General features: G+C 40.5%; 20 protein-coding genes and 1 riboswitch. Of the genes, 12 read left to right on the top strand and 8 right to left on the bottom strand.

The features are described 5' to 3' along the window. Window positions 1-237 precede the first annotated feature (237 nt). The 4 genes from AA0X95_RS06360 to AA0X95_RS06345 all read right to left on the bottom strand — a co-directional run bounded on the left by AA0X95_RS06360 (window position 238) and on the right by AA0X95_RS06345 (window position 6,972). Complete coding sequence (locus AA0X95_RS06360; protein WP_413306765.1) at window positions 238-2,226, bottom strand: S9 family peptidase; 1,989 nt, start codon at window positions 2,224-2,226, stop codon at window positions 238-240. A 204-nt stretch (window positions 2,227-2,430) separates the two neighbouring features. Next, complete coding sequence (locus AA0X95_RS06355; protein WP_413306762.1) at window positions 2,431-4,119, bottom strand: hypothetical protein; 1,689 nt, start codon at window positions 4,117-4,119, stop codon at window positions 2,431-2,433. A 38-nt stretch (window positions 4,120-4,157) separates the two neighbouring features. Next, window positions 4,158-5,066, bottom strand: a complete 909-nt coding sequence (locus AA0X95_RS06350) for a hypothetical protein (protein ID WP_413306760.1) — start codon at window positions 5,064-5,066, stop codon at window positions 4,158-4,160. 634 nt (window positions 5,067-5,700) lie between these two features. Next, entirely contained in the window at window positions 5,701-6,972 is a 1,272-nt protein-coding gene (locus AA0X95_RS06345; protein WP_413306757.1) for an MFS transporter, read from the bottom strand. A gap of 135 nt (window positions 6,973-7,107) precedes the next feature. Here AA0X95_RS06345 and AA0X95_RS06340 point away from each other — a divergent pair, with 135 nt between their 5' ends. From AA0X95_RS06340 to AA0X95_RS06325, 4 genes are all read left to right on the top strand, one after another. Then, a complete protein-coding gene (locus AA0X95_RS06340; protein ID WP_413306754.1) occupies window positions 7,108-7,800 on the top strand; it encodes a response regulator transcription factor in 693 nt (230 codons plus the stop codon). Further along, the gene (locus AA0X95_RS06335; RefSeq protein ID WP_413306751.1) at window positions 7,797-8,795 is read left to right on the top strand and encodes a sensor histidine kinase; all 999 of its coding nucleotides are present in this window, start codon (window positions 7,797-7,799) and stop codon (window positions 8,793-8,795) included. Before AA0X95_RS06340 ends, AA0X95_RS06335 begins: the two co-directional genes overlap by 4 nt. Before the next feature lie 248 nt (window positions 8,796-9,043). Further along, window positions 9,044-9,805, top strand: a complete 762-nt coding sequence (locus tag AA0X95_RS06330) for an ABC transporter ATP-binding protein (RefSeq protein ID WP_413306749.1) — start codon at window positions 9,044-9,046, stop codon at window positions 9,803-9,805. Beyond that, window positions 9,795-11,741 carry an FtsX-like permease family protein gene (locus AA0X95_RS06325; RefSeq protein ID WP_413306746.1) on the top strand — a complete coding sequence of 649 codons (1,947 nt, stop codon included), beginning with the start codon at window positions 9,795-9,797 and terminating at the stop codon, window positions 11,739-11,741. Before AA0X95_RS06330 ends, AA0X95_RS06325 begins: the two co-directional genes overlap by 11 nt. A gap of 106 nt (window positions 11,742-11,847) precedes the next feature. Here the strand turns inward: AA0X95_RS06325 and AA0X95_RS06320 are convergent, their stop codons facing one another. Continuing rightward, entirely contained in the window at window positions 11,848-12,402 is a 555-nt protein-coding gene (locus tag AA0X95_RS06320) for a GNAT family N-acetyltransferase (protein WP_413306743.1), read from the bottom strand. Between the two features lie 157 nt (window positions 12,403-12,559). Between AA0X95_RS06320 and AA0X95_RS06315 the strand changes: the two genes are divergently transcribed. The 4 genes from AA0X95_RS06315 to AA0X95_RS06300 all read left to right on the top strand — a co-directional run bounded on the left by AA0X95_RS06315 (window position 12,560) and on the right by AA0X95_RS06300 (window position 15,587). Beyond that, a complete protein-coding gene (locus tag AA0X95_RS06315; protein ID WP_413306740.1) occupies window positions 12,560-13,066 on the top strand; it encodes an Lrp/AsnC family transcriptional regulator in 507 nt (168 codons plus the stop codon). Continuing rightward, a complete protein-coding gene (locus AA0X95_RS06310) occupies window positions 13,063-14,271 on the top strand; it encodes an aminotransferase (protein WP_413306738.1) in 1,209 nt (402 codons plus the stop codon). Before AA0X95_RS06315 ends, AA0X95_RS06310 begins: the two co-directional genes overlap by 4 nt. A 354-nt stretch (window positions 14,272-14,625) precedes the next feature. Next, on the top strand, window positions 14,626-15,120 hold the full coding sequence (locus AA0X95_RS06305; protein WP_413306736.1) for a glutathione peroxidase: 495 nt from the start codon (window positions 14,626-14,628) through the stop codon (window positions 15,118-15,120). A 38-nt stretch (window positions 15,121-15,158) separates the two neighbouring features. Further along, window positions 15,159-15,587, top strand: coding sequence for a MarR family winged helix-turn-helix transcriptional regulator (locus AA0X95_RS06300; RefSeq protein WP_413306734.1), 429 nt, complete (start codon window positions 15,159-15,161; stop codon window positions 15,585-15,587). A gap of 56 nt (window positions 15,588-15,643) precedes the next feature. Here the strand turns inward: AA0X95_RS06300 and AA0X95_RS06295 are convergent, their stop codons facing one another. Beyond that, on the bottom strand, window positions 15,644-16,063 hold the full coding sequence (locus AA0X95_RS06295) for a VOC family protein (RefSeq protein WP_413306732.1): 420 nt from the start codon (window positions 16,061-16,063) through the stop codon (window positions 15,644-15,646). 228 nt (window positions 16,064-16,291) lie between these two features. Here AA0X95_RS06295 and AA0X95_RS06290 point away from each other — a divergent pair, with 228 nt between their 5' ends. The 4 genes from AA0X95_RS06290 to AA0X95_RS06275 all read left to right on the top strand — a co-directional run bounded on the left by AA0X95_RS06290 (window position 16,292) and on the right by AA0X95_RS06275 (window position 20,000). After that, entirely contained in the window at window positions 16,292-17,341 is a 1,050-nt protein-coding gene (locus AA0X95_RS06290) for an EAL domain-containing protein (protein WP_413306729.1), read from the top strand. A 253-nt stretch (window positions 17,342-17,594) separates the two neighbouring features. Continuing rightward, window positions 17,595-17,680: riboswitch (cyclic di-GMP riboswitch) on the top strand. 23 nt (window positions 17,681-17,703) lie between these two features. Then, on the top strand, window positions 17,704-17,841 hold the full coding sequence (locus tag AA0X95_RS06285; RefSeq protein WP_335531814.1) for a hypothetical protein: 138 nt from the start codon (window positions 17,704-17,706) through the stop codon (window positions 17,839-17,841). 169 nt (window positions 17,842-18,010) lie between these two features. Further along, complete coding sequence (locus AA0X95_RS06280) at window positions 18,011-18,934, top strand: LytR family transcriptional regulator (protein WP_413306726.1); 924 nt, start codon at window positions 18,011-18,013, stop codon at window positions 18,932-18,934. A 157-nt stretch (window positions 18,935-19,091) separates the two neighbouring features. Then, on the top strand, window positions 19,092-20,000 hold the full coding sequence (locus AA0X95_RS06275) for a DMT family transporter (protein WP_413306723.1): 909 nt from the start codon (window positions 19,092-19,094) through the stop codon (window positions 19,998-20,000). A gap of 413 nt (window positions 20,001-20,413) precedes the next feature. Here the strand turns inward: AA0X95_RS06275 and AA0X95_RS06270 are convergent, their stop codons facing one another. Beyond that, window positions 20,414-20,845 (bottom strand): DoxX family protein, encoded by a 432-nt coding sequence (locus tag AA0X95_RS06270; RefSeq protein WP_413306721.1) that lies wholly within the window; start codon window positions 20,843-20,845, stop codon window positions 20,414-20,416. Window positions 20,846-20,872: 27 nt separating this feature from the next. Then, window positions 20,873-21,658: a dioxygenase gene (locus AA0X95_RS06265; RefSeq protein WP_413306718.1), complete on the bottom strand. Its 786-nt coding sequence runs from the start codon at window positions 21,656-21,658 to the stop codon at window positions 20,873-20,875. Window positions 21,659-21,842 lie beyond the last annotated feature (184 nt).

Below are 21,842 nucleotides of genomic sequence, written 5' to 3'. Positions count from 1 at the left end.
CAAAAAATTCCCACTCGGTAATTAACAATTAATTTACAATTCACATATACAAACTCAATATACGGGCTATATAATTAGTCTTGTAATCAATCAATTCCTAAAGGAGTGGTTGTCATGCTAGATATGTTGATAAGAATATTGATCCTAACTTCCTTTTGTACAATTCTCGCTCCTTAAGTATTTATATATAAAATAAGAGCCGTAATCTTTGAGTTTACGGCTTTTTTGTGTTCAATATTAGAGATTTTCCTCAAACCATCCGAGGATATAATCCAACCGGCTTTTTCTAAGGCTTGGCTTGCCGCTTCTTGAAAGCTCGTGGTTTTCTTCTGGAAAACGAACGAATTTCGTTTTCTTGCCTAATCGTTTTAAGGCGATAAATAGCTGTTCAGCCTGCTCAATCGGGCAGCGGAAATCCTTCTCACTATGCAAAATTAATAACGGCGTTTCAACCTTTTCTACATAAGCAAGCGGTGAATGCTTCCACAGCTTTTGAATATCGCGGAAATCCCCATTGATTTGCCACTCCGTGAAATAATAACCGATATCGCTAACGCCATAAAAACTAACCCAGTTCGAGATGGATCGCTGGGTCACCGCAGCTTTAAAGCGATTCGTATGACCGACAATCCAGTTTGTCATAAAGCCGCCATAGCTTCCGCCGGTCACACCAAGTCGTGATGTATCAATAAAATCATACGTTGCCAATACATGATCTACAGCAAGCATGATATCCTGGTAATCATTGCCGCCATAATCTCCCCGAACTGCATCAACGAATTCTTGGCTATATCCATGGCTGCCTCTCGGATTCACGTATAAGACTGCATAGCCTTTTGCCGCTAAAATTTGAAACTCATTCATATAGGTATTTCCGTACATCATATGCGGACCGCCATGAATTTCAAGTAATAACGGATATTTCTTCCCTTTTTCAAAACCAACCGGCTTCATCAGCCAGCCATGTACCTTCCATCCGTCTGCCCCTTCAAACACAATCGATTCAGGTTGCGACAGAGTCGTTTCGGATAAGAATGCGTCGTTTACTTTTGTTCGCTTTTCTAATGTGCCTTCTTTTCCTGTAAGACTGAACAAGTACAAATCGCCAATTTCAGTTGGGTTGCTTATCGCAGCAAGAGCCTTTTTCGATTCAGAATGAATGGAATAGCCGTATACGTGGTGCTCACCCACAAGGACAGGATCGATGAGGCCATGTAAATCGCTATAATAGAGATTGGTGTTTCCTTTTTCCGATGCTACAAAATAGAATCCACTGCTATCACTGTTCCACAACAATCCCGGGGATGTCGCGCCCTGTTGAAAGTCTCCCGTCATAAAATCCCCAACTAGTAGATTCCTATCGGCTGGTAGGCACTTCGTTTCCTTCGTTTGGAAGGAATAAACCCAGATTTTCGTATGTGTGGCATTCTCAAATTCCCGCTTATGCCCGAGCATCCCAAGATATTTCCCATCAGGTGAAAAAGCGGCACTACCAAAAAAGCCAGTAGAATCTGTCACAGAGATTAATTCTTTTTTGGAAATGTCTAATAGAAATACATCATAGATAAATGAGTCATCCGCATTCTCTGCTAAATCCGCACCAACCGCGAGATACTTTCCATCCGGTGACCAGGCATAGAGTGAAACATCGCGTTGGTCTTCAGTAAGCTGCGTTAATTCTCCGTTTTTTACATCAACCATCACAACCTGCTTGAAGTCCCCCTGCCAAAAACCGCTGGCATCTGATTTATAACGCATGTTCGTTACTTCAAGTGGTACTGGTTTTTCTTGCTTATTCTCTTCTTTTTTATCAAAAATGCTTTGCTCTGGTTTGATGGATGTAGTAAAAGCAAGCTTCTTTCCGTCAGGCGACCATACTGGGTTGCTCGCCCCACTCGGGAGAAACGTTAGCTGTCTTGCTTCTCCACCACTGGTACTTAGAATATGAATCTGATTTTTTCCGCTTCGGTTAGTGACAAACGCAAGCTCTCTTCCATTCGGAGACCAACACGGTGAATGGTTTTTCCCTTTTCCAAACGTCCATTGAACTGGCTGTTCATCTTTTTCAATTGTTTGGTAAAAAATATGTGACTGATACTCATCCGTTTCTTGATCAATGGTTGTTTGCACATAAACGAACGATTGACCATTCGGAGAAAATTGTGGATTCACCACTGACTTCAATTGATATAAATCGTTTGATTCGACTCCTCTACCTGCCATCATCGCTGCCTCCAATTAAATTAGTCTTCACCTTCTTTTATTTCGACAATAGAAATATGTTTCCCTTCTGGTAAGAAAGGGTATTGTGTATGGAAAATACAAAAAACCGAGGAAAATTTCCCCGGTTTCTCTTTAAACTAGTTAATTCTTTGTATTAGCTTGAATGCTGCTTCGTTGTAAGCTTCAACTTCTGCAAGGTTGAATCTATTACCACTTCAACATAAGCATCTGGATCAATTTCTTCACCATTAATACTAAAGAATTGACTGCAGATTCTAGTTTTGCATTTTCAATTGTTTCAGATGGGCTCACTACTTTTGTTGCATCTTCAGTAGTATCGTCTGTTTCAACTGTTGCTGTCTCTTGTGTTGTACCTTCTGCTTCAACTGTTGCAGTTTCTTCAGATGTACCTTCAGCTTCTACTGCTGTTGTTTCTTCTTTTGTACCTTCTGTTTCCACTTCTGTTGTTTCTTCAGCAGGTTGCTCAGTTACAACTTCTGTTGTTTCATCAGTTACAACGTCAGTAGTCTCTTCTGATGGTTGCTCAGTTACAGCATCAGTTGCTTCTTCTTTTTCACCAGCTAATACTGCAGAGTTTGGTGCAGCATGTAATTTTGCTGTTTCGCTAGCATGTGCGCTTGCTTGAGACTTTGCTTTGTTAGCTGCAGATGGGTTTACTTTTTCAGTAGTTTCTTCTGCTTTTACTTCTTCAGTAGTTTCATCAGTTACAACGTCTGTTGCTTCTTCAGTTGCATCGTCAGCTTCAACAACCGCTGTTTCTTCTGTTGCATCTTCTGCTTCTACAGTTGCTTCTTCTTCAGTTGTACCTTCTGTTTCAACAGCTGCAGTTTCTTCAGTTGGTTGTTCAGTTACAACTTCTGTTGCTTCTTCTGCCGGTTGTTCAGTTACAACGTCAGTTGACTCTTCTGCTGGTTGCTCAGTTACAACGTCAGTTGACTCTTCTGCTGGTTGCTCAGTTACAACGTCAGTTGACTCTTCTGCTGGTTGCTCAGTTACAACGTCAGTTGACTCTTCTGCTGGTTGCTCAGTTACAGCATCAGTTGCTTCTTCTTTTTCACCAGCTAATACTGCAGAGTTTGGTGCAGCATGTAATTTTGCTGTTTCACTAGCATGAGCACTTGCTTGAGACTTTGCTTTGTTAGCTGCAGAAGGGTTTACTTTTTCAGCATCAGCATCATCTTCATCATCTAAAACAGCCTGTGCATCGTCTTCGTCATTTGACTTAACGACGACATGCGTTTCTTTTAACATTCTCTCAGACTTAGAATGCTCATCTTCATCTTCTTTATCTTCCGTCTTTACTGCAGTATCTGCATCAAGATCGGCGTCTTTTTCATCCTCTTTAACTGCTGCTTCTTTTTCTTCATCCTTCTCAGCAACATCGTCTTTTTCAACTTCTGCTGGTTCAGTCATTTCAGGCTCAGTTGTTTCAACTGGTTCAGTCGTTACAACTGGCTCAGTTGAGACTTCTGTTTGTTCCTGAGTAGCTTCTTCTGTAGCAGGTTGTTGAACTGGAGTCTCTTCAGTAGTCTCTACTTTAGGTTGTTCCACTTTACCGTGAACGGCTGAATTTGGTGCAGCATGCATCTTCGCCGTTTCACTTGCGTGTACACTTGCTTGTGATTTGCTAGCCTTGCCTACCTGAGCCTTAACAGAAGCCTTTACTTCTAATTTTGGCTGTACCCTAACTGCCGCATGGCCATTTCCGTTCATCTTGATGCTATTTCCATTATTCACGTGAACACTGTGCCCAGCATTACCATTTCCATTGCCTGCTGCTTCAGTAAAATGTCCTCCAGCAAAAACTCCAAAAGATACTGCTCCAGCTAATACAAGAGATTTAAAGACTTTATTGTAATTTAAATAATGTTTCATTTTTATTTCGCTCCTTTTATTATGTGTTCCGTTGGCTTTTAGCTGCGGGTAACCGTTTCTAATAAAGGAGCTTTCTGCGGTGGTGGTGAAGGTGGAGCATTTTCCCATTGATGAATCATCCATGCAATCCGTGAATGGAAAGGATGAGCAAGCTGGATGTCATAAATATGATTCCAGTCAAACCATTTATCCATCAATCCCAACGAACTTACTCCCAGATTGCCTCGATCATTGGACGGCCCGCCTGAACTATTCGTCCGTTGGCCGGCACTTAATGATTGGCTGATTTTAGGAATTTCTTCCTTACTCTCTGGAATGGGTCTCTGCTTTTGCTGTTCCTTCACAGGGGTTTCAAAACTGCTTTCCTTTTTGGATAGCGGTACATAGGAACCTTTTTGTTCAGAGTCTAACGAGTTGTCGTCTCTCTTTATTGGGGTCTTATTTTTTACCGCTCTCCCTTTATATAAAGCGTTGGCATCAGGCTTTTTGACAGCCTTATCGGAAACGGTTGTTTCTTCAAGGACTGCTTGTTTCTTTTCCTGTAGTGCTCTGCCTTTTCCATTCCCGCGCGTATATGTGCTGACCTCCGGCTTCTTTGTCGGAAGTTCTACCTTTACTTTTGCCTGACTCGGCATGGCGGTTGGTTGATGTGCAGCAGCCTGTTGAGGAATACTTTTGAATGCCTGCTGTTTCGATACTCCCTGATTCGAATTTGCATTGTTAGGGACCGCAATCGATTTTTCTTGGGATTTTGCGCTCTTTGCTTTTACCGGAATACTCGTTTTTTCTGTTGCTTGATCAGATTTGGCTGAAAATTGACTTTGAACGAACCCTTTTGAAGATTGTTGTTGACCATTTGAGTCGTTCTTTTCAGCAAATGCTTGACCTGGTAAAAACATCGCTGCTCCGACCATCAATCCCGTGATAAGAAAATGGCGGATGTGCAAGATTTCACCCCCTTTCAACGAATCGTACCTTCATGGACACCATTCGAGGCGGAAAAATAGTTTTTGACCGTTTTCGGCACGATTCGCAAGAAACGCTTCTTTTCACCTAAATGCGCATGAATCAAATTGCCCTTAATTTTGGTATTTTTTAATACCTAGAGACTATTATTGGGATTGGATGAGATTTTTTCTAACGCTCTTTGTCGAAACTTTTATTTTTTCGATTTCAAGATTTTCATTAGCTTTTAGAGTTTATTTGATATGTTTAAAGGGAATATATCCATTAAAAATAAGTTACATATAGCACTAGATTGGCCAGTCCTACAGTAAAACCGATATGAATAGTTAAAAAACCCAACATTATGACCATACTGATGAAAGCAATGATTGCACCATCAACTTTCAGGTAGGAGTGGATTTCATGGAAGAAAAGGGGAATTTTTTCGTGGGGTTAATGTGGGGGACAACTTTAAGTGTCCCGCTGTGGATTGCTTTTCTCGGATGGATAAAAATAGTCATTGGTTTTATTTATAAATAACAAAAAATGCTGTACTCCTAATTGGAACACAGCATTTTTTCAATTCATTACTTTTCACGTGTTTTTGAAACTTAATCTCGAGGAGCTCGCAAAAATCTATACTACGGCTTGCCTCCGCTGTTTCGCTTCACGGCGTTGTTCCTTAATCATGACTCCTCCAATCAAACCGATGACTGAAAAAATCACCGGAATGATAAATCCATAGTGATAGCCCACACTAACGGGAGAAGAATGAAAATGATCTAATACCTTCCCAAAAATACCTGGCAACAGGACGGCACTTAAAAAACCGCCGGTATTTGCAACCCCAGAAACCACACCGACTACTTTAATATCAAATGACTTCCGAACGACAGCAAACGTCAACGCACTCGCACCATTCCCATAGCCAATCAGAAAAAAGATCAAAACTAGTATAGAGTAGGTTGGCTTACCACCAAGCACTAGGAACGAAGCCCAACATAACAGGACAACCAAATGAACTACAATATATGGTCGTTTAATCGAACCAACTCGGCTTGATATCCAACTGGTCAGCGGAGCCCCCAATAAAGCACCAAACAGCCCAAACATAATAAGCTGACTGGCACCGGAACGAGTCATTCCATACACATGCATCCCGTAAGGTACCGCCCATGAGCCGATGAAACCAACATACGTACCGACCACTCCAAAGTGGCAAAGGAAGGTGGCCCATGCCTGCCGATCTGAAAAAATACGTCGTAACAGAACGAGCGTTTTTTCGCGTTCTTTCTTCATTTTTCCAGCAGCTCTACGGTCATTCTTGAATAATTGCTTCGGTTTTCTCTCCAAGACATAATATAAAAGAATCCCGGCAAGACATAACACAATACCTGTTGTGAAAAACGGGGTTCGCCAGCCGGCTTCAGCAATCCATGCCGAATACGGAACCGTTGCCAGCAGGAACCCAAAGCTCCCCGCCATTCCTGCAAAACCGAGTAACTTGACAAACTCATTTACCTTAAACCACTGGCTCAAAATCAACACCAAATTTACCCATATGGTCGCATCCCCAATTCCCGCTAAAAAGCGAGCAAACAGAAGGACAAACTCATTCGGTGCCAAGCTATAAATCAGCGTTCCTATTCCATTAAGAAGCGCTCCAATAACAAGAAAAAAGTTAGGCCCAAAACGGTCCGATAGGATTCCAATCGGAATCTGTAGACCAGTGTAAGCAAAAAATTGAATACTTGCTAATAATCCGATGGTCGATGCTGTCAGATTAAAATCCTTCATTAATTGGTCGGAAATCAATCCTGGGGCAGTTCGTTGGCTCACAATGATAAAGTACACAAATAACACCGTGGCAAAAACCACCCATCTATACCTGCTATTCTGTTTTTCCAATATTCTCGTCTCCCATTTGCGATATTCAACCTATTATACACTAATTTTTCCAAATGGAAGGCCAGGGAAATCTCTAGCCTACAGGAAAAATTTGCTATACAATTTACTTATGTTTAAAAAAAGTTGGTGAGTAATATGTTTAAACTCTTATTAATAGAAGACGATACAACGCTATTCCAAGAAATAAAGGAGCGGTTAATTGGCTGGTCCTACGACGTAGTGGGGATTTCCGACTTTAGTAAGGTACTCCAGGAATTTACCGAGCACAAACCGGACTTAGTCATTATTGATATCCAATTGCCTAAATACGATGGGTTTCATTGGTGCCGAATGATTAGAGCCCATTCCAATGTGCCGATTCTATTTCTATCTTCACGTGACCATCCCACCGATATGGTCATGTCGATGCAGCTTGGTGCAGATGATTTCATTCAAAAGCCGTTCCATTTTGAGGTGCTCATTGCCAAAATACAAGCGATTCTTCGCCGTGTGTACAATTACAATACAGACCAAACTGAACTCAAAACATGGTGCGGGGCAACGATCGATTATCCGCGCAACACGGTCAGTAATGAAACGGGAACGGTTGAACTGACAAAGAATGAAATTTTTATTTTAAAATTGCTCATTGAGCAAAAAAATAAAATCGTCAGCCGGGAAGAACTAATCAAAAGCCTATGGGATGATGAGCGATTTGTTAGCGACAATACTTTAACCGTTAACATCAATCGCTTGCGAAAAAAACTAGAGGAACTTGGCCTTGGTCAGTATATTGAAACAAAGGTCGGCCAGGGATATATAGCGATTGAAGAGGCAGCCTTTTTATGATGAAGCGATTTTTAATAGAACGGCGCAGCTGGATTGCCCTTTTTATTGTATTCCAAGGGCTTTTCCTATTTGTTGCCTCGATTGATTCTGCCATTCCGTTCACACCCATCCTCTATATGGTGTTTTTATCAAGTATTATTTTTATCCTATTTTTGTTCCTTCGTTACCAAAGAGAGACGAAGTTTTTCAAAAGCCTGGAGGAATGGGAGAATGACTTAGATTTATTGCCTTCAACTAACAGCCCTTTTGAAAAAATGATCGAAGAAACGCTGACGAACCAGACCAAGCGGTTAAAGCAGGAAGCCTCGCAAAACCAGATGACGCTAGAAGAGGAGAAGGATGACCTCCTTGCCTGGATACATGAAGTGAAAACTCCGTTAACAGCGATGCATTTAATGCTTGAACACATGAACGATGAACCATTAAAAACAAAATTAACCTATGAGTGGATACGAATTCATCACCTTCTAGACCAACAGCTGCACCAAAGACGCATTCCCTTTATGGAAAACGATTTATATATCGAGCAGACCGACTTAAAATCGATTATTTTTACAGAGATTCGTGGACTGCAATCCTGGTGTATGCAAAAAAGGATTGGCTTTGACGTCAATTTACAGGTCCCTTCTGTTTTGAGTGACAGCAAATGGCTTGCTTTTATCGTAAGGCAGCTGTTAACCAATGCGGTCAAATATAGCGAGGCCTCGGATATTCTCATAACAAGTTTTGAAAAAATGGGCCAGACCATCCTCGAAGTCCAGGACTTTGGCCGCGGGATTGATCCAAAGGATATACCGCGCATTTTTGAAAAAGGATTTACCTCTACAATCAATCATCATGACAACAAAGCAACAGGGATGGGACTTTATCTCGCCAAAAAAGCATCCAAACCCTTACTGATAACGATGGAGGTTCAGTCCACACTATGGAAAGGGTCAACCTTTACCTTACGTTTTCCCAAAAGAAACGACTTCAACAACATCCTCGGCATGTGACAACATTGTCACATGCTTCTCTTATTTTGTTAGACCAATCGAAGGAAGAGAGCTCTGTCTCCTTTTATAATTAGGTTATATTAACAGTCATTGCTGATTGGAGCGGAAGGCGCGAAGACTCCTGCGGGAAAAGCTGGTCACGGGAGACCCCGCAGGAGCAAAGCGACGAGGAGGCTCCCGGACCGCCCGCGGAAAGCGAAGCGCCTGGAGCGGAAATCAAGTAATCGAATAAAGGAGTGTGTATCGGAATGACAATTCTACAAGCAAGCAAAATTTATAAAAGCTACGGCAACAAATTCAATAAACAGGAAGTATTGAAAGGCATCGATGTAACCATTGAGAAAGGCGAATTCGTGAGTATTATGGGTGCGTCAGGTTCGGGAAAGACAACCTTGCTCAATGTTCTATCGTCGATTGATCAGGTCAGCCAAGGATCCATCCAAATCGAAGACAAAGAAATGACCACCTTAAAGGAAAAGCAACTGGCAGAATTTCGCAAACATCATCTAGGATTTATTTTTCAAGAATATAACCTGCTTGATACGCTGACAGTCAAAGAAAACATCCTCTTACCCCTGTCGATTGCTAAAGTGTCCAAACAAGAAGCAGACGCCAAATTCAAAGAAGTGGCAGACGAGCTCGGCATTTATGAACTCAAAGAAAAATACCCAAATGAAATTTCCGGCGGACAAAAACAACGGACCTCTGCGGCTCGTGCGTTCATCCACGAACCAAGCATTATTTTCGCAGACGAACCAACCGGTGCCCTGGATTCCAAATCGGCATCCGATTTGTTAAACAAGCTCAGCCAATTAAACCAAAGACGGCAAGCCACCATTGTGATGGTTACCCATGACCCTGTAGCAGCCAGCTATTGCGGCAGAGTGATTTTTATAAAAGACGGTCAGATGTTTACACAGTTGAATAAAGGAGAGCAGTCGCGGCAAGCGTTCTTCAAGGATATTATGAAAACCCAAGGAGTCTTAGGCGGGGTGCAATATGAGCATTAATCAACTCATCCTTCGAAATCTCAAAAAGAATCTAACAAACTATTTTCTCTATGTGTTTGCGTTAATCTTTAGCGTCGCTCTTTATTTCTCGTTCGTCACCCTGCAATATGACCCCGCTTTGGATCATACCAAAGGGACGATTAAAGGAGCGGCAGCGATTCGAGCGGGCTCCATCCTGCTTGTCGGGATTGTGAGCATCTTTGTTTTATACGCCAACAATATTTTTCTAAAACGACGAAGCAAGGAAATTGGTTTGTTTCAATTAATCGGGATGACCAAGAACAGGATTTTCCGCATTCTCAGTGCAGAGAATTTTATACTTTACTTTGGTTCACTCATCGTCGGGATTTTTATTGGTTTCTCGGTTTCAAAATTAATCATTATGATTTTATTTAAAATTACGAAGGTAGATGCGATTGCGACCCTTCATTTTTCCAGCCAGGCATTGACCCAATCCCTTATTGTGTTTAGTGTGATTTATCTGTTCATTCTGCTGATGAATTTTGTCTTCATTAAAAGACAAACGATTTTAGCCTTATTTAGAGTCCTTTCATCGACAGAAGGGAAAGCGAAAAAGCTCTCCTTGGTGGAAATGGTCCTGGGAACAGTTGGCATTCTTCTGATTGGATTCGGATACTATCTTTCGTCGAAGTTGTTTTCCGGCGATTTCACCGACATGATGGAGCTATTCCTGGCGATGACAGGCATTTTGGCATCGGTCATTATTGGGACGTACCTGTTTTACAAAGGGACTGTTAGTTTCCTTTTTCATCTCATTCGGAAAAAGAAAGACGGCTACCTTAAGATTCACGAGGTGCTTTCTCTTTCGTCTATTATGTTTAGGATGAAATCGAACGCTCTTTTGTTAACCATCATTACGACTGTTTCCGCCCTTGCACTTGCCCTGTTGTGTCTAAGTTATATCTCCTACTATTCAGCGGAAAAAACAGCAAAAGATCAAGTAGCAGCAGATTTCGCTTTTACCAAAACAGATGGGGCGGAGCAATTTAAGGAAGCACTTAAAGCAAAGAATATAAAGGTTAGTGAGAAGAGAATTGATGTTGTCCAAATCAACGCCAATCTGAAGTCCATCATGGATTCAAATCTTGAGGGAATGAAAAAGGACCCGAAGAGTATGTCGATTTCAGTCATTAGCGATCAAGAAGTCTCCGGTCTGGATGTGGGGCCAACGGATACCGTCTTTACTGGCTATAACGATTTACTGCAAAAATTTATGACCTTGAAGGACTCTGGCAAAATTGAGCTAAAAGGGAAAACGGAAGTCATTCCACAAGACTATTTAGGGTTAAAGGATCTTCACCTTGTCTCTTGGTATTACACGAATGGCGGTCAGCCCGTGGCCATCGTGGATGAAAGCATTTTCGAACGTTTACAGAAAGATGCCGAACCGTCACTTCAAAAAGAATCATCTGTGTTTATTGGATTTACTTTAAAAGATGAAGACCAATTAGAAGCGGCGAACGCGATCTTTAAAGACATGAAGTTTACCGATAATCCAGGCTTTGACTCTCGTCTTGAAATGAGCAACAGTCAGAAACAAACGATGGGACTTATCATGTTTATCGTCGGTTTCTTAGGATTAACATTCTTGGTTACTTCCGGTTGTATCCTGTATTTTAAACAAATGGGGGAAAGTGAAGAAGAACAGCCGCATTTTACGATTTTGAGAAAACTTGGCTTTTCGCAGGGTGACCTGGTAAGTGGGATTACGATGAAACAATTATTCAGTTTCGGCATTCCTTTAATTATTGGGCTCGTTCATAGCTACTTCGCCGTCCAATCCGGCTGGTTCCTGTTCGGAACGGAACTATGGACACCGATGATTATTGTCATGGTATTATATACCGCTCTGTACTCCATATTTGGCGTACTCTCTGTTAACTACTATAAGAAAGTAATCAAAGAAGCACTATAAATATTTTAGGGTCAGACATGGAATCTGACCCTAATTGTGTCTAACGGGGACAGTCCCCCACTCTGCTTATATTGCCGCACAGTTTACATGGGAAAAGGTATGGCAACTATTCAGCCATACCTCTTTTCATCCTATTAAACTCTTCTCTTAAAATACTCATCCGTAGTCGGTCAACGAATACACCTTTGCGCAAGCGGTCCTGTCGAAGAATTCCTTCTTCCACGTAGCCCATTCGTTTATATGAACTTATTGCTTTTTCATTATCCACTTCGACCCGCAGCCAAATCTTGTTTAAGTCAAAATAAGTAAATCCATAATCAAGCATTTCTCTCATGGCCGACAAGCCATAGCCCTTCCCCCAATACCTCTTATCACCAATCGCAATCCCCAACTCGGCATGCTTATTCAAACGGTCAAAATTCTTTAAGTCTACCCAGCCAATATGCACCCCGTCTTGGTCAAGAATCGCCCGTTGCTCATACCCATTCGTTTTCTTTATACACATCTCAATCCAATTTTTCGTTTCATCCCTACTAAAGGGTGGATATTTTTCAGGCATATTGAGATACTTAATCACTTCTTCATCCAGGCACCACTGATAACGTTCTTCTGCATCGGTTATTCTGAGTTCCCTTAAGGTTACCTTTGGCAAATGAAACACGACTTGTCCCCCTCTCTCTGTACAAATTTTACCATATACTTAAATAATATTAATCTTTCAAATTTTATATATCTTTCCACTAAATGAACGTGACATCCATCGCAAAAGGGATTAAAATCATCAATAAGTGAAAAACGAAAGTTGAGGTGGACCACACATGCGACTTAGCAGTGAGGAAATTGAAATCTTAAAAATCATAGAAGAAAACCACAAAATCTCTGTAGAAACCATTGCGTCGATGGCATTATGTAACGAAGAAACCGTTAAAAAAACAATCGAAAAGCTGGAACAAGCGAAAATCATCATGAGCTACCCAACCTTAATTGATTGGAGCAAAGTCGAAGGCCAGGAAAATGTTGTCGCCATGATTGATGTGAAGGTTACACCTAAGCGGGGTGTTGGTTTTGATGAGGTGGCCGGCCGGATTTCACGTTTTCCGGAAGTATCCTCCTTATATCTCATGTCAGGTGCCTACGACCTCTCCATTACAGTTGAAGGTAAGACGATGAACCAAATCGCCACCTTTGTCTCAGAAAAATTATCGACGATTGAAAACGTCGTTTCGACCACGACCCATTTCATGTTAAAGAAATACAAGCATGATGGCGTGTTGTTTAGCAGTGAAAATGAGGACAAAGATAGAAGAATGGTGGTTTCACCATGAGTCTCGAGTATAATCGCTACCTTTCCCATACGGCTAAAGAGCTGCAGCCCTCTGGGATTCGCAAATTTTTTGACCTTGCCGCAAGCATGGAAGGTGTCATTTCCTTAGGGGTGGGGGAACCTGATTTCGTCACGCCTTGGAGCATTCGCGAAGCAGCCATCCTTTCCATCGAACAGGGTTTTACCTCCTATACGGCAAACCCTGGATTGCTCGAATTAAGGCAGGAGATTACTTCTTATCTCGGCTCACGTTTTGGAGTCGATTATGACCCAACCAATCAGATCATTGTAACGATTGGAGCTAGCCAGGCAATCGACCTTGCCTTTCGGGCCATTTTAAATCAGAACGATGAAGTGCTAATTGTCGAACCTGCCTTTGTCTCCTATGCCCCATTGGTATCCATCGCCGGTGGAACACCCATTCCTGTAGCAACATCACCTGAAAATGGGTTTAAAGTAACCGCTGCACAAATCGAAGCAGCCATTACGAAAAAAACAAAAGCGATCCTCCTGTGCTCACCTAACAACCCAACAGGCAGCACGCTATCCAAGGATGATCTTTTAGATATCGCACAGGTTATTAAAAAGCATGACCTCCTTGTCGTTTCAGATGAAATTTATGCTGAATTAACCTACGATGACACCTTTACGAGCGTTGCCTCCATCGAAGGTATGTATGAACGAACCATATTAATCAACGGGTTTTCAAAAGGGTTCGCGATGACAGGTTGGAGATTAGGCTTCTTAGCAGCCCCGAAGGAATTTGTCGAGGTCATGTTGAAGATTTTTCAATATACAACCATGTGCGCACCAAATATGCTTCAGCACGGTGCCATTGAAGCATTAAGGAATACCTATCATGAAGTGGAATCGATGCGCAACAGCTACAGAAGAAGACGCAACTACGTGGTCCAGGCATTGAATCAAATGGGCCTCGATTGCCATACTCCCGGCGGCGCGTTCTATGTATTTCCATCGATTCGTGCAACCGGCTTAACCTCCGAGCAATTTGCCGAAGAACTCTTGATGCAGGAAAAAGTTGCGGTTGTTCCCGGTCATGTATTTGGTGACAGCGGCGAAGGGTATATCCGTTGCAGCTACGCTAGCTCCATGTCGCAGCTACAAGAAGCCCTTAAACGAATCAAACGTTTTATTGAATCCCGGGGCGTGAGTCCAAAAATAGAAATTGAAGAATGTACCCTATAGGGATAAAAGGCATAATTTCTCTTTGAAATTGTGCTTTTCTTTTTTTAGTGGTCGTTATTCTTGATGCAACGATTTAAATCGTGTAAGATTAAATCATAAACGATTTAATCTTTATTTGAATTGGCTGTGTTAAAAGTTAATGTTGTTTTTATAGAAAATGTTGATTGGAGCGGAAGGTGCGAAGACTCCTGCGGGAGTACGGGGCAGCGGAGACCCCGCAGGAGCAAAGCGACGAGGAGGCTCCCCGGCACGCCCGCGGAAAGCGAAGCACCTGGAGCGGAAATCAACATTCATGTTTAACACAGCCTTTGAATTAAAAAATTGCCACCAAATAATGTATGGGAGGAATGCACGATGAAGACAGTTTATGATTTCACAGTTAACAAGACAAATGGTGAGAAAAAATCATTACGAGATTACGAGGGCAAGCCCTTACTGATTGTCAATACAGCGAGTAAGTGCGGGTTAACACCACAATTTACCGGCCTTCAGGAACTATATGATAAACACAAGGAAAATGGACTCGAAATACTGGGCTTTCCATGCGACCAATTCAATAATCAGGAATTTGATAATATTGAAGAGACTACTCAATTTTGCCAAGTGAACTATGGGGTTACCTTCCCCATCTTTGCAAAAATTGATGTAAATGGTGTCAATGCCGATCCACTGTTTAAGTATTTAAAAGATCAGAAAAAGGGTCTGTTAGGCGGCATGATTAAATGGAATTTTACTAAATTCCTTGTCGACAGCAATGGTCAGGTAATTGAAAGGTATGCTCCAACCACGACACCAGACAAAATTGAAGCAGATGTAGTTAAATTATTGTCCACTTCCGCATCACTTTAAAATGACTGAGTTCAAATGATAACTAAGGTGAGATCATCATGAATGACTTTTTAACGTTGGAAAAACAACTATGCTTTGCCGTGTATGAAACGGCTAGTGAATTTAACAAACTTTATACAAGTGTACTGCAGCCATTTGGATTAACCTATCCTCAATACTTGGTTCTTTTGGTTTTATGGGAAAAAGACGGACTTCTCGTAAAAGAATTGGGAGAACGGTTGAATCTAGGCACAGGAACACTGACGCCGATGATTTCTCGGATGGAAGCCAATGGCTGGCTTCGTAAAGAGCGGTCCAAAACAGATGAACGTAAGGTGTATATTCATTTAGAGAAGAAAGCCTATGAACAAAAACAAGAGATTACGACAATGGTTGGGAGAGAAATTCTATCCTGCAAGATTGAACTAGATGAATATGCACAGCTTATGCAGCTATTAAATGTATTAACCAACAAACTAAAGGGGTGAAAAGAGGGTTTAAAAAAGGAAAGCTCATATTTTAAATGGCTTTCCTTTAAATTTTATTACTTTTTTGGTTCCGTCGAAACCTGCCAAGTAATTCCGAATTTATCGGTAACTTGCCCGTAAGAGGGACTCCAGAATGTTTCTTGTAACGGCATAATTACTTTACCGCCATCTTCTAATTTTCCGAATACTTCTTTTGATTTTTCAACATCACTAATAGAAATAGCAATCGTTACTTGATCACCTAGTTGATAAGGATTCCCCGGAAAGTTATCAGATAGCATAATGTGTACATCTCCAACTTTTAATTGAGCATTTAAAACAAAATTTTTTGCTTCCTCAGGCATGTCGGATTTTCCAGGCATATCACCGAACGTCTGAACTGAAATGACCTTTGCATCCAATGCATGTTCATAAAACTTCACTGCTTCTTGTCCATTTCCGTTTAAAACCAAATAAGGGAAAACTCCTAAAATCATTTAGACACCTCTTTTAATAGATTTTTAACATAAACAGAACTTGTGTTCGTATTTATGTTACCATAAATTTCTTTTAGGTACAATACCATTTTTCCCAAAAATGCCAACAGAAAAAACCTGTGGGTGTTAGGCACCACAAAAAGACACTTTCACTTCCAGAAAAGTAAGAAAATAGTCCTTTTTTGTCGTATAATAGATGAATAACGATTTGTTAAGGGGAGAAAGTGAATGGGATGTGAAGTTTGTTTGCCGACTGCGAGGGGCTATACTGTCTATTTTGCAGAGAATGAAAGGATCTCAAAATTAACAACTTATTTCCAAAAGTTTTCTGAACAATCTTGGAAATATATAAACGAGCGGATGTTTTGGCTACAAGAGCCGGTGTTTTTTGCTGTACTTGATTATCTCGAAGTCCATATGGACCATCATCATATTTTCGCCGTACTATCTAGCTCAGTGGATCCGTTAAAAAGTCTACATGAGTTGCGCCCCATTCTTTCCTTTAAAGAAGAACGCGATGCCAGTTGGATTGATAGATTAATAGAAAACAGCTCCATTCGAACCCATTATCAGCCAATAGTAAGGGTTGATAATGATACTATTCATGTTATTGGTCACGAACTTTTGTCTCGTGGACTCGATGATAACGGAGAAATCATCCCGCCTTTTAAAATGTTTGAAGCAGCGAGAGTCAGAAATCGCACGTTTGCATTAGACCGTGTCTGTAGAATGCAATCGATTCGAAATGCCTCCATCGTGCAGGATAAACTAATATTTATCAATTTTATCCCCACGGCTATCTATGTCCCTGAGCACTGTCTCTCGACCACCTTTGCCTTAATCCAGCAATTGAATATTAAACCGGAACAAGTGGTGTTCGAAGTGGTCGAAACAGACGAAGTAGAGGATCTGGAGCACTTAAAATCAATCTTAAATTATTACCGGGCACATGGCTTTAAGTACGCCCTTGATGATGTGGGGGTTGGTTTCAATAACGTGGAGAAGCTGGCACAAATGGAACCGGATATTGTGAAGCTTGCCTTTGAATTTACAAACGGCGTTAGCGGGGATCCAGCGAAGCAAGAAGTAGCACAATCCGTTTTGACCATAGCCCACAAAATGAATGCTTTAGCTCTTGCCGAAGGTGTGGAAGTCGAAGAAGATCTACACTACTTAAAAGAAATGGGCTATGACCTGTTCCAAGGCTACTATTTTTCCAAGCCGCAGAAACAACCCGTCGAGGTCATTGAAAAGGAATGGAAAGTTACATCCATATAAAAAACTCAAGCCCTGCCACGCCGGCAGGGCTTTTTGATCCAAAAATCAATACAAAAGAAAAATTGAATAATTTAACAGGTGACAACCACCACTACTACAAAGTAAATTAAATGGGTATATTTTATTATTTTAATAACAAGATTGGTTAACGGAGTTAATATCCATCTAAAAAATTAGTAGATTCGACATAATTAGTCAAAAAAATAAAATTTTTTATGGTAAATAACATATTTATGTTTATAATAGAAATAGAAAAAAATTAGGGCAAAATCACTAAAAAGTGATGACGCAAAGCTATAGGGACCTCAGTCTTTTTGACTAGGTTAGCCAGCTACCATCAAACTAAAAGGAGCAAAAAGTTGATGTCAAAAAGTAATTGGCTTACACCAGAAGAAGTATTTTTAAAAAAGAAGAGAAAAAAAGGTCTTCTTTACCTTTCCTTCATGGTCGGTACTATTTTACTAAGTGCATTAGTAACTATTCTTGCAAATCAAATATAAGCAAAAGGATTCTAACAAAGGTTAGAATCCTTTCATTTTCATTTGTAATCTTAAAAAATATTATTTGTCTACAGGAAAGAACTCACAATTTATTAATATCCAATTTCCTATTTTTTTGCTATTATATAATAATTGCAGAAATTTGTAAATTTACTGGAGGAACTGTCGAATGAAAACCAAAAAAAAGAAAAGTAAGTGGTTAAAAGTTACCGGGATTATTGTTTTAGTAATGTTGGTAGCTGGTGGGGCCTATAGCTATACTATCTATAAATCACTAAAAAGTGCAGTAGAAACGATGCACCAACCGATTGAACGTAAACAATCAGAAAAACGTCAAGAACCGGTTGCATTTAAAGAAAAAGACCCATTTTCTGTTTTAATGCTTGGAGTAGACGAGCGTAGCGGGGACAAAGGTCGTTCTGATACTATAATCGTATTAACCGTAAACCCTAACAACAACTCAGTAAAAATGCTAAGCATTCCTCGTGATACCCGTACTGAAATTACGGGGAAAGGAACAGAGGATAAGATTAATCACGCCTATGCTTTCGGTGGTATTCCAATGGCAATGGATACTGTTGAGAACTTCCTTGACATCCCAATTGACTATTATATGAAGGTGAACATGGAAGGTTTTAAAGATATTGTTGATGCTGTAGGCGGTGTGACCGTTCAAAATGATCTAGATTTTACTCAGGATGGATTCCATTTTACAAAAGGCGATTTGAATTTAAACGGGGAAAAAGCGCTTAGTTATACTCGTATGAGGCATGAAGACCCAAGAGGCGACTTTGGCCGCCAAACGAGACAGCGACAGATTATTCAAGGGATTATTAAAGAAGGTGCAAGCTTAGCTAGCTTGACTAATTTCTCCGACATCTTTACTGCTCTTGGTAAAAATGTAAAAACTAACCTTACCTTTGACCAAATGATTGACATACAAAAAAATTATAAAGAAGCTGGAAAAAACATACAACAAATGGAAATCAAAGAACAAGGGACAAAAATTAACAAAATCTATTACGGGTTGGTTTCACCTGAGGAAAAGCAAAGAGTTCAAAATGAACTAAAAGCACAATTAGAGCTTAATTAAACTGATTGGAATTTTTCCAATCGGTTTTTTTATATTTGGAAATTTCCCAAGTTGAGCCTCAGGAAAAACGCGAGTATAATATATAAATAGTTTAGTATGCTAAAGCATAAATAAAGAGTAAATGACCTGATAGCAGGCATCGTATTAGGGGGAGAACATGAAACAGGAAGAAGCTTCAAGGTCTATTGCCCTGCCTCTTACCATTTCCATTATAGCCATCTCGTTTTCAGCTATCTTTGTAAAATGGTCAGACGCACCAGCATCAGTTTTGAGTATGTATAGGATGTTATTTGCGAGTATTTTAATGCTCCCAATCGTTTGGAAACACCGGCATGAATTTAAAAAAATAGAAAAGAAAGATTGGTTCTTTTTATTTTTTTCAGGCTCCTTTTTAGCCTTACATTTTGTCCTTTGGTTTGGCTCATTAAAACTAACGACAGTAGCAAGTTCGACCATCATTCTAGCCTTGCAGCCGATTGTGTCTTTAGTAGGGGGCTTTTTACTTTTTAGAGAGAGAACCACCTTATCTGCCTTAATGACAATGGGGATTGCGATTATTGGCGCGATGATGATTGGCTGGGGAGACTTCGGGTTAAGCCAAGATGCCATTATGGGGGATGTTCTTTCCTTTTTAAGTGTAATCTCGGTTGTAGGCTACCTATTCATCGGGCAAACCATCGTGAAAAAAATATCTCATTGGCTATATAGCTTTTGTGTGTTTTTCTCAGCTGCCATTATTTTAATCATTTATAACTTTTTAACAGGCGTGGACTTCGGAGGGTATCCAGCGAAGGAATGGGGAATCTATCTGTTACTTGCAACGGTTCCTACCGTAAGTCACGTAATAAATAACTGGCTCCTCAAATACGTCAATGCCACCACGATTTCGATGAGTATTTTAGGAGAGCCAGTCGGGTCAACTATTTTAGCCTATATTTTATTACACGAAAAGCTTGTTCCATGGCAAATTGCTGGAGGTGTGCTTGTGCTGGTCGGCGTCTTCTTCTTTATGACCCAGAAACAAAAGCCGCTACCACAAGTCATTGAAAAAGAAACTTTCCAATAAAACCATGAAAAAACCTGCTAGAATAAGGATTCTAGCAGGTTTTTTCAGATTGCCGAGAAAGATTAAATCCCCGCAATTTTTTTATCCGAACTAAAATACTGATTTTTTTATAAGATTGTCCATGCTAACTGGCCTGTTGATTGGAGCGGAAGGCGGCGAAGACTCCTGCGGGAGTACGGGGCAGGGGAGACCCCGCAGGAGCGAAGCGACGAGGAGGCTCCCCGGCACGCCCGCGGAAAGCGAAGCCGCCTGGAGCGGAAATCAACATACTTATTGAAAGCCCTATTTTATAATAGTATTTTAGTAAATTAATGCAGTGAATCATTAATAGATTCATATAAAATAAAGACTATCTAAAGTTTTCGACAGCCTAAAAAAACCTGCTAGAATAAGGATTCTAGCAGGTTTTTTACTTAGGCGACTTTTTGATTTCCACTTTTATTTGATTGCTTATTAAAAATCACTTGGTCAAGCGCAAACAATTTGCTGTCATTGACCGCAATCACTACAGCCATCGCTAAGAAAGCTAAATCTAGTTCATACCCTGCCATTTGGCCATTTCCTAAAAATCCAACCGCTAATTTTACTTTAATCATGGCACCAACCATGACGAGGGATAAAAGAATAGACACGACTCTTGAGCCTAAACCAATCACTAAGGCTAATCCACCAACCAACTCAATCACTGCCACTACATAGGCCAATCCACCAGGTAAACCGATACTGTCAAACCAACCAACGATATTTTCTATTCCGCCTTGGAACTTAGTAAGCCCGTGGATAAAAAAACTAATCCCTAAAACCACTCGTAAAATGAATGTACTGACTTCAAATTTATTATTCATAAAAAATTCCTCCTGTATTTTTTAAAATTAATTAAACTGCCATACACTATGGCTTAAGCTTCCATATCGGTAGCTGCGGTGCAGTAATTCTGCACTTTTCCCATTATCCGCTGCACCCAGCGCATAAAAAATAGGAATGAAGTGCTCTGTTCCATATGGAGGCACAGCTAGGTTTGCTGTCCGCGCCAACGTCTGATAGTTAAAAAGTGAATCTACATCCCAAGTTTTCAGATGACGTGCTAACCACTCATCAAACGCGAGTGCCCAGTCATCAATTTCGCCAGTGTGATCCTTATCCCAATTTAACGCTCGGAGATTATGCACCGTTCCTCCACTGGCAATGATTAAAACATCCTTTTCTCTTAAATCTGCTAAAGACTTTCCAATCTGATACTGTTCTGCAGGTGAAAGGTTTGGATTAACCGACATCGAAATCACAGGTATATCCGCATCTGGATACAACATCCTCAATACGACCCATGCACCATGATCCAATCCGCGCGACGCATCAACTTCATATGAAACGCCTTGGCTAGTGAATAGTTCGGTAATTTCTTTCGTAATGTCATGATTTCCCTTAGCTGGATATTCTATTTTGTACAAGGCTTCAGGAAATCCACCAAAATCATAAATGGTTCGGTATTCAGGGGCACTGCTCACCTGTTGAATATTCGATTCCCAGTGGGCAGAAAATAAAACAATAGCCTTTGGTCTTGGCAGAGTACGTCCTAATTGATTTAAAAACTGAGTGTACTCATTGTTTTCAATCGCAAGTAACGGAGCTCCGTGTGCGATAAATAATGATGGAAGCATATGATCCTCTCCTTAAAATTTTATATAAAGGGTTTTGTGAATTTTAATAAAAATAATATATCCATATTAGAAAACTAATAGTCAAAAAATAAGTTTCCTAGTAGGAATAATTATTATCTATAAGATAACTCCAAACACTATGGATTGTCAATTGTTTTTTTGCTAAGATAGAATTAAGTTTTTT

It is taken from the genome of Neobacillus phoenicis, from assembly GCF_047302305.1.
In the GTDB taxonomy this organism is placed as follows: Bacteria; Bacillota; Bacilli; order Bacillales; family Cytobacillaceae; genus Neobacillus.
Note: the sequence above shows the minus strand (reverse complement) of the source record. Positions and strands in the feature narration are given on the sequence as shown.

What these genes read in the sequence shown, in the direction of transcription:
- AA0X95_RS06360 (WP_413306765.1), bottom strand. Translation starts at nt 2,226, where the DNA reads ATGATGGCAGGTAGAGGAGTCGAATCAAACGATTTATATCAATTGAAG.
- AA0X95_RS06355 (WP_413306762.1), bottom strand. Translation starts at nt 4,119, where the DNA reads ATGAAACATTATTTAAATTACAATAAAGTCTTTAAATCTCTTGTATTA.
- AA0X95_RS06340 (WP_413306754.1), top strand. Translation starts at nt 7,108, where the DNA reads ATGTTTAAACTCTTATTAATAGAAGACGATACAACGCTATTCCAAGAA.
- AA0X95_RS06335 (WP_413306751.1), top strand. Translation starts at nt 7,797, where the DNA reads ATGATGAAGCGATTTTTAATAGAACGGCGCAGCTGGATTGCCCTTTTT.
- AA0X95_RS06330 (WP_413306749.1), top strand. Translation starts at nt 9,044, where the DNA reads ATGACAATTCTACAAGCAAGCAAAATTTATAAAAGCTACGGCAACAAA.
- AA0X95_RS06325 (WP_413306746.1), top strand. Translation starts at nt 9,795, where the DNA reads ATGAGCATTAATCAACTCATCCTTCGAAATCTCAAAAAGAATCTAACA.
- AA0X95_RS06315 (WP_413306740.1), top strand. Translation starts at nt 12,560, where the DNA reads ATGCGACTTAGCAGTGAGGAAATTGAAATCTTAAAAATCATAGAAGAA.
- AA0X95_RS06310 (WP_413306738.1), top strand. Translation starts at nt 13,063, where the DNA reads ATGAGTCTCGAGTATAATCGCTACCTTTCCCATACGGCTAAAGAGCTG.
- AA0X95_RS06305 (WP_413306736.1), top strand. Translation starts at nt 14,626, where the DNA reads ATGAAGACAGTTTATGATTTCACAGTTAACAAGACAAATGGTGAGAAA.
- AA0X95_RS06300 (WP_413306734.1), top strand. Translation starts at nt 15,159, where the DNA reads ATGAATGACTTTTTAACGTTGGAAAAACAACTATGCTTTGCCGTGTAT.
- AA0X95_RS06295 (WP_413306732.1), bottom strand. Translation starts at nt 16,063, where the DNA reads ATGATTTTAGGAGTTTTCCCTTATTTGGTTTTAAACGGAAATGGACAA.
- AA0X95_RS06290 (WP_413306729.1), top strand. Translation starts at nt 16,292, where the DNA reads ATGGGATGTGAAGTTTGTTTGCCGACTGCGAGGGGCTATACTGTCTAT.
- AA0X95_RS06285 (WP_335531814.1), top strand. Translation starts at nt 17,704, where the DNA reads ATGTCAAAAAGTAATTGGCTTACACCAGAAGAAGTATTTTTAAAAAAG.
- AA0X95_RS06280 (WP_413306726.1), top strand. Translation starts at nt 18,011, where the DNA reads ATGAAAACCAAAAAAAAGAAAAGTAAGTGGTTAAAAGTTACCGGGATT.
- AA0X95_RS06275 (WP_413306723.1), top strand. Translation starts at nt 19,092, where the DNA reads ATGAAACAGGAAGAAGCTTCAAGGTCTATTGCCCTGCCTCTTACCATT.
- AA0X95_RS06270 (WP_413306721.1), bottom strand. Translation starts at nt 20,845, where the DNA reads ATGAATAATAAATTTGAAGTCAGTACATTCATTTTACGAGTGGTTTTA.
- AA0X95_RS06265 (WP_413306718.1), bottom strand. Translation starts at nt 21,658, where the DNA reads ATGCTTCCATCATTATTTATCGCACACGGAGCTCCGTTACTTGCGATT.